The following is a 14,751-nucleotide window of genomic DNA, read 5'->3' on the forward strand; positions in this document are numbered from 1 at the left end:
GTGATACCGCGATAAGCTCGGCCGGACCCCAACTTCCTGAACGGCACTTATTCCAGGAAGGTGACCGGCACGCCCTTCTTCAGCATTTTACCCAGTTCACGGGCATCCCAGTTGGTTAGGCGCACGCAGCCATGCGAGCCTGTCTTATCGATCCGATTGGGTTCGGGCGTGCCGTGGATTCCGTACGTCGGCTCGGAAAGATCAATCCAGGCCGATCCGACCGGATTGTTTGGCCCAGGCTGCAGCGTCAAGACCTTGTCATTGTTGCCCTGCTGGAAGTTGAGGTTCGGATTGTAGGTATAGGTGGGATCCTCGACCACAACCTTGACGATGTGGGTTCCAGACGGCGAAGGGTTGGAGTCGCTGCCGATAGTGGCGGGATAGGCCGCAATCAGGGCTCCACCTGCGGCATAGGCCCGAACCTGACCCGCAGCCTTATCGACCTCAACCTTGGCGACTTGTCCTTCCAGGTCCGAGCCGAGATTGGCAACGAAGATTTTTTCGCCTGGGGCGAAGCCCGCGCCCGGGTTCAACTGGCGCAGGAAATCGACGTCCATGTGGAAGCGCTCGGCCAGCCCCTCCTCGACCGTTTGGTAGCCCAGGTGGTCGAGCTTAGCCAGTTCACTGTAATCTTCTGGCAGGTTTCCAACCACTGCAGCGCCGTCATCGCCCGTGATGACATAGGAACCAATCACCTGGTTGGGGGACTCCAGCGCTGAGGCCACACCCTCGTTGACTTTGCCGTCGACCGGAAGGCCGCGCAGCAATTGGAAGCCTTTGATGGCCTTGCGAAGGTTGCCGCCATCCAAGCCGTCGATGACGCCGGGCGAGGCGCCGGCCCGGTCCAGCAGAATCTGCAGGCGCACGATTGAAGCAAACGGCGTCACGACCTTCTGCCCCTCCTCGCCGCTTCCTGATGGGGTGGCAGGTGTGCCGCCAGTAACGATGGTATCGACTTCGATCAAAGGAGCGCTGTTGATCGCTTCCGGAGTCAAGGGGGCAGTCGCCGCGATCACACTTTCCACGGTTTCTGCGGCCGCAGACAGGGAGTAGACCGCGCTCCCGACGATGAGGGAGATAACCAAGAAACGTGCTGTTGAGCGCATGACGATCGTCCAGAGTTGTTGGACCCCTGCAATGCGGAACCGAGGCGCGAAGTTGCCGTCGGCGCATGCTCATCAACGCGACATGGTTAGCATTTTCATAAAATCGTAGGTTTATGCACGGGGGCGGCTGCAATTGGCTCCACATAAGATCGTCTCAGGCTTATCCCGCGCGGAACTTTCACGCGTTCGTGAACGTTGCTGCTCAAATCCAACTCATTTGGTCGGATTGCGTGCCGCTACACACCCAAACAAGCCCTTCAAGGATTACAACCATGAGCACCACCCACCCCCTCAGCCCTCCATATGCGGCGCCGGGAACCTATCCCGTCGACACCGTGGATCAGACGATCCTTCTAAACAAAGTGAGCTGGGGCGCGATCTTCGCCGGCGTCGTCGTCGCCCTCGTCGTGCAGGTACTTTTGACCATGCTCGGCGTTGGTATCGGCATTGCGACGCTCGATCCCGGCACTTCAGACAATCCCGCCGCGTCCACGTTCTCAATCGTCGCGGGCATCTGGTATGTCGTTTCAGGCATCATCGCTGCCTTTGCCGGCGGCTACATCGCGGCTCGCATGTCCGGGAAGATCGTGCCGACGACCGGTGCGCTCCATGGGCTCACGACCTGGGCGTTCACCACGCTGCTGGTCCTTTATTTCCTGACGAGCACGGTCGGTGCTCTGGTCGGGGGCGCGTTCAGCGGCATTGCCAGTGCAGTCGGTGGTGCCGGTCAAGTGGTTGCTCAGACTGCCGCGCCAATCATCGCCAACTCCAATCCACTCGATGCACTGGATTCACAGATCAGAGCGACCGGCACCGATCCGGAGGCACTGAATGCCGCTGCGGTGAACGCGATGCGCAATCTGGTAACGGGCAATGCTGCCGATGCGGAGGCGGCACGTACGCAAGCCGCCCAGGCGTTGGCCACGGCCCGCGGCATCCCGCTCGAACAAGCGACACAGCAGGTGGCGGAAATGGAAAGGCAGTACAACGCCGCCGTCGAATCGGCGAAGCAACAAGCGATCGAAGCGGCCGATGCGACCGCGTCTGTTGTTTCGACCGGTGCAATCCTGGCGTTCGTCGCGCTGATCCTGGGTGCGATCGCCGGCTGGCTTGGCGGGCGGTCCGGTGTCGTTCACCCGGTCTACGCAGACCGCATTGTGCCAAGCAGGCGAGTAGCCTGACACGCGAACCAGCCGCGTTTCAACTTGCACAGGGAAGCGAGGAGGCCACGCCTCCTCGCTTTCTTTTAGGCTGCTACGGGTTCCGGAAAAACGAACGCTCCACCCCCGCCCTGTCTAGGCGGAATGCCTGAATGCGCTGGGCAAGGAGGCGGATCGTCGTCGTCATCGCGTGAACGGCGGCGCAGAATCCGGCCCCAGTCGCGCGCGATGGGCCGACGACGACGCTCCGCAAGTCGCGACAGCGTCAATTGGGTCCTTGAGGACGGGACCACTCCTTCAGGGTCCAACGCCTGCAACGCGCTCAGGATATCGTCTATTGCGACGTGAGAACCACCCTCCAATTGCCGCAGCGCCGGAACCCCTCGAACCGCACGGGCATCTGATGCCCAGGATGCGAGCAGAGCGCGCTTTTCGGCCGGGCTCATATGTGAATCTGCGACCACGTCGTCAGGCCGCTGGAACAGCCCTCGCGCCTCGCGACCAGCCAGTTCAAGACCTGCATCCAGGAAACGCGTATTCTCGATCATCTCCGTTTCTCCGCAATCGGTGCCTCCCGGCAATCCGGGAGGCAAGGTCGCAGTTTCTATTAGCTTCAGGCGCTCAGGCAGCTTTGCGCTGTGGCTCGGTGTCCTGGCTGATCCGCTTCTTGCTGTCGTTGCCGCCCAGCCGGGCGGCCTCAGATGCGGTTCCGATGGCAATCCGGCGCGGCTTCAGCTCTTCCGGAATCTCGCGCACCAGATCGACTGCGAGCAGGCCGTTTTCCAGCGTGGCGTTGGCGACCTTGACGTGGTCGGCAAGCTTGAAGACTTGGCTGAAGTTGCCGACGGCAAGCCCGCGGTGAAGGATCTGGCGGTCATCGGAGTCAGGCTTCTTCTGCCCGGTGACGATCAGCTCCGGTCCGTGCTGCGTGAGCTCCACTTCGTCCGGGCTGAAACCGGCGACTGCCATGGTTATGCGGTAGTCGTTCTCGCCGTTTCGCTCGATGTTGTAGGGCGGCCAGTCCGAACGGCCGCTGTTATCGAGCATGTCGAAGAGACGATCGAAGCCGACCGTCGTACGGTAAAGGGGGGAATAGTCGAAGTTTCTCATGGCCATATCCTCCGAAAAGCAACATGGGTGCTGAGCGTCGCAGCGCCTCTGCGACGCCGATTTTGTCGGGCCTCATGGCCCCGACGGCAGACGATTTGGGAGTACCAAAAATCCGGTTCAAGAGGGCGCGTCGAAAAATTTTCGGAGCAATTTTCTTGCTGCGTCCGCACGCCACAAGAGCGGATTGAAATCCGGCGGTCTTGCACTCGTTGCCCAGGCGGTTGAACCGCAAGAGTCTTGGCGCGTTGTGTGTGACCGAAACAGCAAACAGGGAGACTGACATGCCTAACAGTGGAACAACGCGCGGCCGCAGCCAGGATCGTACCAAGGTTGCCGGCGGGCAGGATCACGAAGTCAAGTATGAGGCCGGGAAGACAGGCGCCAGCAAGGATGCCGTGAAATCGGCGGTGAAATCCGTGGGCAACAGCCGTAAGAAGGTCGAGGACAAGCTGGGCAAGAAGTAACGGCCTATGGCCACAATCGTCGTAACCCAATTGCCACGTTCAATATGAACGGCGTCAACGGTCGGCTGTGGCTAATGGTTGGCTGAGAGCGCTTGCGACATAGTCTGTCTGTCGGCCAGTTGACAGATGCTGGCGTGGATCAGACAGGCATGGGAAAGACGGAGCGACCATGCCCCGCTTGGATCGAGATAGGGCCAAAGGAACACGGGTCGCTGATGCGGGTTATCTGCCGATGACCCCCGCAATCGACAAAATTCCGCTAGAGGCATCAGAGGGCTACAACGTCATCGTCGAGACGCCGAAGGGGAACCGCACAAAATTCGCATACGATCCCGAGACCGGTTTGTTCCTGGCAAAGAAGTTGCTGGCCATGGGTTTCGCGTTTCCATTTCCATTCGGCTTCTTTCCTTCGACTGAGGCGGAGGACGGCGATCCGCTTGACGTATTGCTGATAACGGACGCCGATCTTGCCACGGGTTCGCTTGTGCGGTGCAGGCTGCTTGGCGGTATCGCGATGGAAGAGACGACAGACGGCAATTCCTTCCGAAATGACCGCCTGTTGGCAGTGCCACTTCTTCTGCACCAAGATCGTCCGCCCTTTGAATTGTCGGATATGCCCGCGGCCGAGCTCGAGGAGATTGAGGACTTCCTCGTCGCCTATCAAGCCGCCGACGGCAAGAAAGCACGAATCGTCGGCCGCTTGGACAAAGCTGCCGCCGAGGCCGTTGTCGCGAAGGCAGCCCGACCTTGAGGAAACTGGACGACGGCCTGCGTTTCGGACCACTGCGCAAGAACTGGGTCCATCTCTCAATCGACATGCAGGGCATGTTCGCCGAACCGACCGAGTGGCATACGCCCTGGATGGAGCGCGTGATTCCTAATGTCGTTGCCCTGACGGAACTTGACCCTGCACGGACAGTATTCACTCGATTTATCCCTCCCATATCTTCCGATGATGTTGGAGGCTCCTGGCGGCGATACTACTCAAAATGGGTGTCGATGACCCGCGAACGTCTTGATCCAGCATTGCTCGAGCTTGTGCCCGAACTGGCGAGCTTCGTTCCGCCGGCTTCGCTCGAGGACAAGCCCGTGATGTCCGCATGGCACGGTTCGTTGCATTCCCGACTGCGTTCGGCCGGCGTCGAAGCTCTTGTCGTGTCTGGCGCCGAAACGGAGGTGTGCGTGCTGGCGACCATCATGGGCGCGATCGACCTCGGCTATCGCGTTGTGATCGTCGCCGATGCGATCTGTTCAGGCGCGGATTCCACCCATGATGCAATGCTGGGGATCTATGAAAGTCGCTTCGGCACTCAGGTCGAGATGGTGACGACGGCCACTCTGGTGGCGGCGCGAATGGAGAGAATGTTGTGAAGGAAGGACCGCTGCCGGTGACAGAGCAAGCTGCGATCATCAACGCTTTGGGTGTTGCACCGGATTTTGACGCCGCCCAGGAAGCACGCCGACGCATTGACTTTCTGGCTACTTATCTGCGCACGTCGGGGCTGAGCGCTTATATTCTCGGTATCAGCGGCGGGGTTGATTCGCTTGCGGCAGCTCTATTGGCCCAACGCGCGGTCGAGGAATTGCGGAGCACCGGATACGAGGCCAGGTTCCTGGCGGTCCGTCTTCCCTACGGCACCCAGGCGGACGAAGCGGATGCGCAGAGAGCTCTGGACGCGATCAGGGCGGATGAAGTCCGGCGAATCGACATCAAGTCGGCAACCGATGCCATGCTGACGTCCATCAAACTGGCCGGCGTCGACCTGGGCGATGCCGGACGGGAAGATTTCTTGCTGGGCAACATCAAGGCGCGACAGCGCATGATTGCGCAGTTCGCGCTTGCGGGTGCTAACAGAGGCCTGGTCATCGGCACCGACCATGCCGCCGAGGCGCTGATGGGCTTTTTCACCAAATATGGCGACGGCGCCGCTGACATTCTTCCTTTATCGGGCCTGAACAAACGCAGGGTCCGGGCATTGGCCGCGCAGCTTGGGGCTCCAGCTGATCTCGTCGCCAAAGTTCCCACGGCAGACCTGGAAAACCTCGTTCCGTTGCGTCCAGACGAAGATGCCTATGGGGTCACCTACGACCAAATCGATGATTTCTTAGAGGGTCGAATCATCGACGAACCTGCCCGCGTGCGAATCCTTCACATCCACGCCAGCAGCGCTCATAAGCGGGCTCTGCCGATCGCACCCCGCGAGGTCGCTGAAGTTAGCAGTTGAGCTTTCCGGCTCATTCGTGATCGAGAGAGTTGAGAAACGCCTGTCTGTCGAGCGTCCCCGACTGATGGGTTGCTACCAGTCGCTGCGCGATGTTTTCTGCCTCCGCCGATTTTGGGTCGAGGTCGAGGCGTGCACAAGCTAGATCGAATATCTCCTGCAGAAGCGCAATCTGCTCGGGGTCGAGAATTCCCAGACGTCCTACAGCTCGAATGACGGGCATCGATCCCTCTTCACGGCGTCGGAATGACATGTCCCCTTCCCTATCGTCGGGCACGGTGACCGCGTTAGTTTCCAGACCTTTCAAAAGACGGCTTCAATTGCGTTCTTGATCGGAACCGGCAGAAAACTCAAGAGTTTGAGTGAATCCAGCGCTCACAGGTTTGTAATGGTGTCAGACGAAGCAGCACGACTGGAGGCGGTCCGCCGATACGCAATCGCTGATTCCGCAGTTGAATCGGCTTTCGACAAGATCGTGGCGCTTGCTGCGGAATTGCTCTCCGCCCCCGTGGCGCTTTTCAGTGTCATCGACGACAGCCGCATCTGGTTCAAGTCGAGGCACGGCCTCGATCTCGAATATATGGATCGAGAGCCGGGGTTTTGCGCCACTGCGCTGTCCCAGGGAAGCGCGTGGCTGGTGGCGAACGCCGCCGAGATCAGTGAGGCTCGCGGCAATAGATTGGCCCGGGAATTCGGGCTGAACGCCTATGCCGGTGTGCCGCTTGCAGTGCAGGATGGATCGCGCCTGGGCACGCTTTGTGTGATGGACCGCGACCCACGCGACTTCCCGACCCGCGATGTCGGGGTCCTGCAAAGCCTCGCCTCCTTGATCGTGGACCGACTTGAGTTGCGGCTCTCTTCCAAAGAAGCAGCCCAGATCGCGTCAGAGGCGGCACGGGAACGCGAAGCAGCGCTTCATCGCGCCAACGGACTAGTGAGCGACGGCAGGCTCCTGGCAGCCATTGTCCAGTCTTCCCAGGATGCAATCGTCAGCAAGGATCTGAACGGCATTGTCACGTCCTGGAACCCCGCAGCGGAAGAGATCTTCGGCTACCCCGCCGTCGAGATGATCGGCCAATCGATCACCCGGATCATCCCGCCGGATCGACTGGACGAGGAGACCTATGTTCTGGACAACATCAGGCGAGGGCAGCGGATCGAACATTACGAAACGTTGCGACGTCGGAATGACGGCAGCCTGATCCCCATCTCGCTGACAATCTCTCCAATCAAGGGGGAAGGCGACACCATCCTTGGTGCTTCAAAAATCGCCCGTAACATCTCGGATCGTGTCGAGAGCCAGAATCGGATCCACGCGCTGCTCCGCGAGGTCAACCATCGAGTTAAGAACCAATTCGCCGTCATTCTGTCCATGATCCGGCAATCAGCCAACCAGACGCGAAACGCCCAGGAATTCGAAGCGCGAATCCGCGACCGGATTATGGCGCTCGCCCGTTCCCATGATCTACTGGTCAGTCACGACTGGCATGGCGCTCCGATCCAAGACGTTCTGACGGCACAGAGCGAAGGTTTTGAGCCTCAAACGAGGATGACAGCATCAGGCCCTGCTGTTCTGCTTACCCCGATGGCCGTCCAGTACCTTGGGATGGCCTTCCACGAGCTCGGCACGAAGGCGCTAGGTCGGGGAGTTCAGGTACAAGGCGGCGCGCAAATCGCGGTGAGCTGGGATCTTGTGGATAGGAAGGGCGGCGTTCAATGGCTGGAGTTGCGGTGGAGTGAGACGGGTGGGCAAACGGTGACGGAAACCACCCCTGACGGCTTTGCCACGACACTCCTGGAGAAAATTACACCGGCGGCGCTTGGGGGGACGGGCGAGCTCCAGCGAACACGTGACGGCTTTTCCTGGGACTTGCGAGCACCCCTTCATCTGCTCGTGCACGAACCCCTCAAGATCGAATAGGGCATCCACTTTTTCGGTACGCGCTAGACGTTATGGCTGGATCTGGCCCCGCCTCCACTCGACGACCGCTAGGAGGCGAGCTTAGTCAGTGGAAGGCTGAGTCTCAGCGAGAGGCCGTCGTCGGTCCACTCGCGAGATATAGTGCCGTCGAGACCCGTTAACGTGGCTCTTTCGAGCGTCGAGCCGAACCCCTCGCGCGTAGTATTTTCGGTTTGGGGCTTGACCCCTCTCTCCTCCCAAAGCAGCTGGAGTTCTTGGTCGGCGACCGAAATCCCGATCGCCAATCTGCCTGCAGATGCTGACAGAGCACCGTATTTTGCCGCATTGGTCACCAGTTCGTGGAGCAGCAGTGCGAACGAAGTGAGCGCCTTGCCCGACAGCGGCGCGTCCGCGCCCGTGATGACGATGCGTGAGCTATCCGAGGTCCTGTGCGGTTTGAGAATTGCTTCCATTAAAGCTGTCACCGTTGTGGAAGGCGACGCAGCGTCAATGCTGTCGCTCAAGTCGGGCAGGGTCAGTTCATGCGCACGTGCAAGCGCCAGCAATCGAGCCTTCAGGTCTGCTTCAAGCTCATCGACTCTCGTGGCGGCACGAGCGCTCAAAGATATCAAACCCGCCGTCAGGCTGAAGAGGTTCTTGATTCTGTGGTTGATCTCGCGCAGCAGCAGGTCCTTGTCTCGTGCCGCCTGCTTGAGCGCCTCGGCCTGCGCGGCCAGTTCGTCGCGTTGCGCGGTGATCTGCTGCCGCTGGCGGTGGAGTTCGAAGAACACCTCGGCCTTGCTGCGCAGAATGTCGGGCTCTATCGGCTTCTGGATGAAATCCACCGCGCCAGTCTCGTAACCCTGGAAACGGCGCTGGCTGTCCGCGGTACCCGCTGTCACGAAAATGATCGGGATGCGTCGCGTCCGCTCATTGCCGCGCATGAGTTCGGCAAGTTCAAACCCGTTGAGGCCGGGCATCTGCACGTCGACAAGGGCCAGTCCCACGTCATTCTCGAGGAGAAGCTCGAGCGCCTCGTCGCCGGAGCGGGCCTTGAGCAGAACAAGGCCGTCGCGACGCAGCAAGGCTTCGAGCGAGAGAAGGTTCTCCTCGAGATCGTCGACCAAAAGGAATTTGACTGAGGTCATGGTCGATCTCAAACTTCTTGCAGGTAGGTCGCGATCTGCTCCAGCGAGCTGACGCGGGATTCCGGGCAGAGTCGAATGGCAGCCTCCGGCATCGCTGAGGCAAAGGCGCCCTCGGGATCTTGAACAAGGGCAGTGCCACCAGCGTCGATCACGGCTCTCAGACCCTTGGCGCCATCATGATTGGCGCCGGTGAGGATGATCGCGATCAAGCCTGCTCCGTAGGAGTCCGCGGCGGTTTCAAATAGGACATCGATTGAGGGTCGTGAGAACAGTTCGGGCTCGTCGCTGGATAGCGCCAGACATTTGTTCGACTCGATGAGCAGATGGTAGTCCGGCGGGGCAAAATAGATCGTGCCGGGCACGATCGGTTCTTTGTCCTCGGCCTCCGCAACAGGAATCCGGCACTTCGCACGGAAAAGATCGGCCAGGATGCTACTCCTGTCCGGCGGAATGTGAACCACGACCATGACCGGTAGCGTGAAAGTCGCGGGCAGCTGGGGCAGGATGGCCGATAGAGCCTCCAGCGCCCCCGCCGACGCGCCGATCACAACGGCCTCCGCCTGAACTTCCATCAACCAGCCCGCCTTTGATAGATTTTCTCTTCTCGGACGAACTCTTCGAAGGCGCCGGAGTGACGTGACAATCGCATGCTTTCCTTGGCGCCGAGGCCCAGAAAACCCTTTCGCGCAAGCGAGTCCTTGAAGAGCCCGAGCGCACGATCCTGCAGATCCCGATCGAAATAAATCAGTACATTGCGACAGGAGATCAGGTGCATTTCACCGAACACAGCGTCGGTGACCAGGCTATGGTCGGAGAACACCACGTTCCGGCGCAGAGACTTGTTAAACGAGGCGCGGCCGTAGGCAGCCTGGTAGTAGTCGGACAGGGAGGATCTCCCGCCCGACTTTCGGTGGTTCTCGGTGAAGAGTTGCAGGCGATCGACAGCGTAAACGCCGGCCTCGGCAGCGTGGAGGGCTTCCTGGTTGATATCGGTCGCGTAAAAAATGGTGCGATCAGCGAGGCCTTCCTCGCGAAAGAGGATCGCCAGGGAATAGAGCTCCTCGCCCTCGCTGCATCCGGCGACCCAGACCTTCAGCGACGGATAGGTTCTCAGGTGGGGAATGACCTTTTCGCGAATGGCCCGGAAATAGCCGGGATCGCGAAACATCTCACTGACCTGGACGGTCAGATATCGCATCAGCCGAGGCAGCATGGTGGGCTCATGCAGAACCCGTTCCTGCAACGCCGAGAAGTTGCTAAATCCGAGCTGGTCCCGCGCTTGCCGTAGCCGGCGCTTGATCGAGGCCATCGAGTAGTTGCGAAAATCGTAGTGATAACGCGTGTAGAGCGCTTCCAGCAGCAGCCGGATCTCAATGTCCTCGACCTTCTCTTGTGCTGCAAGCTCCATCACTTCGGCATCCAGACGCGCACGAGTGACAGGAGCTTTTCGACGTCGAGCGGCTTCGCCATATAGTCGTTGGCGCCCGCGTCGATACAGCACTGCTGATCGTCCGGCATGGCCTTCGCCGTCAGCGTGATGACCGGCAGCTTCTTCCAATCCGAATTCTTGCGGATTTCGCGCGTCGCCGTCAGGCCGTCCATCACCGGCATCATCACGTCCATGAGGACGAGGTCTATCGGCGCTCCTTGCTCGCCACCTGTCTTAAGCGCTTCCAGTGCTTCTTTCCCATTGCGGGCGATCTGAACGGTCGCGCCACGTGGCTCCAGGATGTTGGTGACCGCATAGACGTTGCGGACATCGTCCTCGACAACCAGGATACGGCGCCCTTCGAGAAGCGCATCCCTGTTGCGCGCCTTGCGGATCATCTTCTGCTGTTCGTCCGGAAGCTCGGATATCACCTGGTGAAGGAACAAGCTCACCTCGTCGAGGAGACGCTCCGGCGACTTCGCGCCCTTGATGATGATCGACTTCGAGTACCGGCGTAGACGCTGTTCGTCGTCTGCTGAGAGCTCGCGTCCGGTATAGACGATCACGGGCGGGAAGGAATGAGCGCTGTCCTGGCTGAGCGTTTCCAGAAGCGTATAGCCCGATGCATCCGGCAGCGACAGGTCCAGCACCATGCAGTCGAACGTCTGTTGCTTCAGGAGCTTGAGACACTCAGCCGCGGTGCCCGCCGTCATGGTTTCGACATCGCCAGAGGTCAGCAATCTTGAAACGGCATCGCGTTGCACTGGATCGTCCTCGACAATGAGGACCCGGTGCACGCGCTGCGACAGCCGGGCCTCGAGCTTCTGAAGGACCTCGACCAATTGCTCCCGCTTGACCGGCTTCAGCTCATAGCCGACTGCGCCCAGCGAAAGTGCCGTCTCGGCATGATCTCCGGCCGAGACGACATGGATAGGGATGTGACGTGTGCGCACGTCCTGCTTCAGCCTGTCGAGAACCGCTAGGCCGGACTGGTCTGGCAGGCCGACATCGAGGACGATCGCGCTAGGCATATGTTCTTTCGCCAGGCTGAGCGCATCTTCGGCCGTGCCAGCGACCAGGGATCGGAAGCCCATTTCGCGTGAGAGATCACGCAGGATCGCGGCGAATGTTTCGTCGTCCTCGATGACGAGAAGAACACGCCTATCGCCCGGGAGTGCGTCGCGATCATCCTCGAGCTGGCGCGCCACAGTCAGCGGAGTTGAGCGGGTGGCCTCCAAGACCGAGGCCGCTGGTACGATGGACTTTACCGATGGCGCTTCCCGCGGTGCGACTTTCGCGGGATCGTAAGCCTCGGGAACGGCCAGTGTGAATGTGCTGCCCTTCCCCGGCTGGCTCTTGAGATCGATGGTGCCCCCCAACAGGCGTGCGAGCTCGCGCGAGATCGACAGGCCGAGGCCAGTGCCGCCATATTTCCGACTGATCGTCCCGTCGGCCTGATGGAATGCCTCGAATATGCGTCGCTGCTGATCCAGGCCGATGCCGATGCCCGTGTCCGAAACCGCAAACGTGACAGTTCCATCGGCCGTCTTTTCGATCGACAACCCGACCTGCCCCGTTTCTGTAAATTTGAGGGCATTGGACAGCAGGTTCTTGAGGATCTGTTCAAGCCGCTGCGAATCGGTCTCGATCGTCGATGGGACGTCGTCTGCGATATTGACGGTGAACTCCAGCTGTTTCTCCGCCGCCACGGGTTCGAAGACCTGTTTCAGGCTGGTGGCCATTCGCTCGACAGCGACTGTCTCCGGGCGGATTTCCACGTGCCCGGCTTCGATCTTGGACAGGTCGAGAATGTCGTTGATCAGATTTAGGAGGTCATTGCCGGAGGACTGGATCGTCTGGGCATATTTCACCTGCTCGGCCGTCAGGTTGTCCTCCGGATTGTCCGCGAGCAGCTTTGCCAGGATGAGTGACGAGTTAAGTGGCGTACGCAGCTCGTGCGACATGTTGGCGAGAAAGTCCGACTTGTAGCGGCTCGCCTGTTCGAGTTCGCCCGCCTTGAGCTCAACCGCCGCGTTGACGCGCTCCAGATCGTCGCGCTGCGTCTCCAGCTGCTGCGCCTGTTCTTCCAGCTGGGAGTTGGTCTGTTCCAGTTCGGCCTGTTGCTGCTCGAGCCGTCCCTGCGATTCCTTCAGCGCCCTGCCCTGTTCCTCCAACTCTTCGTTCGAGACGCGCAGCTCCTCGCTCTGGGTCTGCAGTTCTTCGGCCTGCCGCTGGGTCTCCTCAAGCAGGTTTTGCAGCTCCTCTCGGTATTTTGCCGACCGGACGGCGATAGCGATCGCGCTGGCGGCTTCCTCCAAGAGCGCGACGACCCGTTCGTCGACGGGACGCAGAAAGCCGAGCTCGAGAACGGCGTTGACCGCGTCGTCAACGCTGGCTGGCAGGATAGCGAGGTGTTTCGGCTTGTCCCGCCCAAGTGCCGAACCGAAGGCCAAATAGCCTTCCGGAACCTCTCCGACCAGCATCGAGCGGCGTTCCGCAGCTGCCTGGCCTAGCAGTCCTTCTCGCAGCTTGAACTCCTCAGGCACGTTCGCATCTTCGGGAACGCCGTAAGTGGCCGTCCGCCGATAGACCTCGCTGCTGCCGACGAATAGCGCTCCAGCCACTGCCCCAGCGTATCGCGCCAGGAATTCCAGGACGCTGTTGCCAAGCCGATCCATGGGCTGGTCGCCCATCATCGCTGATGCCAACCCGACCTGGCCGGATTGCAACCATTCTTCGCGACGACGCGCGAGCGTCGCGCGACGCATCAAGACGGCGATCGTCGCGGTCAGGAGGAGACCAAGCGCGCCGGAAAGCAGGCTGGTGACGAGCGCGGTCCTCTGGGCGCTCTCCATTTGAGCCAGACGTTGGACGCGAATCTGCGTTTCTGCCTCGGCCATAGCAGCGATCTGGCCGCGGATTGCATCCATTTCTGCCTTGCCGCGATCGGAGTTGACCACCGCAAGCGCCGCGTCCAGTCCTTCGCTGCGACGAAGCTCGATCGTCTCCCTGAGCTCGGCCAACTTTGCCTCAACATGTTGTCGAAGCGCTGCAACGCGGGGCCTCTGCGCGGCGGTTCCGCCGGAAAGCTCCTCGATTTCGTCGAGCTTCAGGGGGATCGCTCGCAAGGCCGCGTTGTAGGGTTCGAGGTATCGCTGGTCGTTTGTGAGCAGGAAACCGCGTTGACCCGTTTCTGCGTCCTGCACACTGGAAAGCATCTGATCCAGAGCAACGATGGTTTGATGGGTCTGCACAATCCGCTGATTGCCTTCCCGCAGCGCTTGCAGATTGAAAAACGCGACGGCGCCGCTGACCAGAAAGAAGACGATCGCCGCGGCAAGGCCGAGCGCGACGGCGGGATCGAGACCCAGACTTCTCCTGGACGTGGCGGGGTCAGTCGTCGACTGCATGACATTCTCTCAAATACTGGTGCCCCGCCGGCTTCAGGGTAGCGGCTGTGGCGTGTGGAAGTCCCCTATCAACCAGTGGAGACTGTGGCGATCGCGGGTCGTGAGCTAAGCGGTAGATCGTATAGCGGCAGGGTTTTCGCCCGTCGAGCCCCTTAGGTAAACAACGCCACGACGATTCCGATGGAACTGTTCCTCGACCTGCCTGTTGAAGTTGTTCAGCCAACGCGACGGATGTCATGCGCCAGCCAACCAAACATCCTGTTGACGTTACGATAAACGGCCACCGCCATTCTCTTCAACTCTTACCGGAAACCACTCTTCTCGACCTTCTTCGCGAGCGGCTTCATCTGACCGGGGCGAAGAAGGGCTGCGATCATGGGCAATGCGGCGCCTGCACGGTTTTGGTTGACGGCCGTCGTATCAATTCCTGTCTCAAGCTTGCCGTGACATTGCATGGCGCCGCAATCACCACGATCGAAGGGCTTGCCACCGAATCCACCCTGCATCCGTTGCAGGCAGCTTTCATTGAACGCGACGCCTTTCAATGCGGATACTGCACGCCGGGGCAGATCTGCTCCGCCCAGGGTTTGATCAACGAAGGCCATGCCAGGACGCGGGAGGATATTCGCGAGTTGATGAGCGGCAATCTCTGCCGCTGCGGTGCCTACACCAACATCGCCGATGCCATCGAGGACGTGCTGCGCGCGGACCGTGGAGCGGTCAGGGAGGCGGCAGAATGATCCCGTTCGACTACGTTCGCGCGGGCTCGGTCGACGAGGCTGTCCGGCGTCAGCGCCAATGA

Annotated in this window: 14 protein-coding genes; 7 read left to right on the plus strand and 7 right to left on the minus strand. The window is 60.3% G+C overall.

The window, feature by feature from the left end; genetic code table 11:
- Positions 1-47 precede the first annotated feature (47 nt).
- Positions 48-1,106, minus strand: coding sequence for a L,D-transpeptidase family protein (locus ACX82Z_RS22350; RefSeq protein ID WP_459912057.1), 1,059 nt, complete (start codon positions 1,104-1,106; stop codon positions 48-50).
- A 272-nt stretch (positions 1,107-1,378) separates the two neighbouring features.
- Here ACX82Z_RS22350 and ACX82Z_RS22355 point away from each other — a divergent pair, with 272 nt between their 5' ends.
- A complete protein-coding gene (locus ACX82Z_RS22355; RefSeq protein ID WP_459912059.1) occupies positions 1,379-2,287 on the plus strand; it encodes a PhnA-like protein in 909 nt (302 codons plus the stop codon).
- Between the two features lie 600 nt (positions 2,288-2,887).
- On the opposite strand, the gene ACX82Z_RS22360 is transcribed toward ACX82Z_RS22355, so the two are convergent.
- The gene (locus ACX82Z_RS22360; RefSeq protein ID WP_459912060.1) at positions 2,888-3,376 is read right to left on the minus strand and encodes an Hsp20 family protein; all 489 of its coding nucleotides are present in this window, start codon (positions 3,374-3,376) and stop codon (positions 2,888-2,890) included.
- 281 nt (positions 3,377-3,657) lie between these two features.
- Between ACX82Z_RS22360 and ACX82Z_RS22365 the strand changes: the two genes are divergently transcribed.
- From ACX82Z_RS22365 to nadE, 4 genes are all read left to right on the plus strand, one after another.
- Positions 3,658-3,840: a DUF3606 domain-containing protein gene (locus ACX82Z_RS22365; RefSeq protein WP_459912062.1), complete on the plus strand. Its 183-nt coding sequence runs from the start codon at positions 3,658-3,660 to the stop codon at positions 3,838-3,840.
- A gap of 169 nt (positions 3,841-4,009) precedes the next feature.
- Positions 4,010-4,591, plus strand: a complete 582-nt coding sequence (locus ACX82Z_RS22370; RefSeq protein WP_459912064.1) for an inorganic diphosphatase — start codon at positions 4,010-4,012, stop codon at positions 4,589-4,591.
- Complete coding sequence (locus ACX82Z_RS22375; RefSeq protein ID WP_459912066.1) at positions 4,588-5,211, plus strand: cysteine hydrolase family protein; 624 nt, start codon at positions 4,588-4,590, stop codon at positions 5,209-5,211. The genes ACX82Z_RS22370 and ACX82Z_RS22375 overlap by 4 nt, the downstream gene beginning before the upstream one ends.
- A complete protein-coding gene (gene nadE, locus ACX82Z_RS22380) occupies positions 5,208-6,065 on the plus strand; it encodes an ammonia-dependent NAD(+) synthetase (RefSeq protein WP_459912068.1) in 858 nt (285 codons plus the stop codon). The genes ACX82Z_RS22375 and nadE overlap by 4 nt, the downstream gene beginning before the upstream one ends.
- A gap of 10 nt (positions 6,066-6,075) precedes the next feature.
- On the opposite strand, the gene ACX82Z_RS22385 is transcribed toward nadE, so the two are convergent.
- On the minus strand, positions 6,076-6,315 hold the full coding sequence (locus ACX82Z_RS22385; protein WP_459912070.1) for a hypothetical protein: 240 nt from the start codon (positions 6,313-6,315) through the stop codon (positions 6,076-6,078).
- Positions 6,316-6,390: 75 nt separating this feature from the next.
- On the opposite strand from ACX82Z_RS22385, the gene ACX82Z_RS22390 reads away from it, so the two are divergent.
- Positions 6,391-7,983, plus strand: a complete 1,593-nt coding sequence (locus ACX82Z_RS22390) for a PAS domain S-box protein (RefSeq protein WP_459912072.1) — start codon at positions 6,391-6,393, stop codon at positions 7,981-7,983.
- A 68-nt stretch (positions 7,984-8,051) separates the two neighbouring features.
- On the opposite strand, the gene ACX82Z_RS22395 is transcribed toward ACX82Z_RS22390, so the two are convergent.
- The 4 genes from ACX82Z_RS22395 to ACX82Z_RS22410 are packed head-to-tail and all read right to left on the minus strand — an operon-like array spanning position 8,052 to position 13,949.
- On the minus strand, positions 8,052-9,110 hold the full coding sequence (locus ACX82Z_RS22395) for a sensor histidine kinase (RefSeq protein WP_459912073.1): 1,059 nt from the start codon (positions 9,108-9,110) through the stop codon (positions 8,052-8,054).
- An 8-nt stretch (positions 9,111-9,118) separates the two neighbouring features.
- A complete protein-coding gene (locus ACX82Z_RS22400) occupies positions 9,119-9,682 on the minus strand; it encodes a chemotaxis protein CheB (protein ID WP_459912075.1) in 564 nt (187 codons plus the stop codon).
- Complete coding sequence (locus ACX82Z_RS22405; protein WP_459912076.1) at positions 9,682-10,518, minus strand: CheR family methyltransferase; 837 nt, start codon at positions 10,516-10,518, stop codon at positions 9,682-9,684. Before ACX82Z_RS22405 ends, ACX82Z_RS22400 begins: the two co-directional genes overlap by 1 nt.
- Complete coding sequence (locus ACX82Z_RS22410; RefSeq protein ID WP_459912078.1) at positions 10,518-13,949, minus strand: response regulator; 3,432 nt, start codon at positions 13,947-13,949, stop codon at positions 10,518-10,520. Before ACX82Z_RS22410 ends, ACX82Z_RS22405 begins: the two co-directional genes overlap by 1 nt.
- Before the next feature lie 236 nt (positions 13,950-14,185).
- On the opposite strand from ACX82Z_RS22410, the gene ACX82Z_RS22415 reads away from it, so the two are divergent.
- The gene (locus tag ACX82Z_RS22415; RefSeq protein ID WP_459912080.1) at positions 14,186-14,689 is read left to right on the plus strand and encodes a (2Fe-2S)-binding protein; all 504 of its coding nucleotides are present in this window, start codon (positions 14,186-14,188) and stop codon (positions 14,687-14,689) included.
- The last annotated feature ends 62 nt before the right edge of the window (positions 14,690-14,751 follow it).

The sequence above is a fragment of the Aliihoeflea sp. PC F10.4 genome (genome assembly GCF_054612275.1).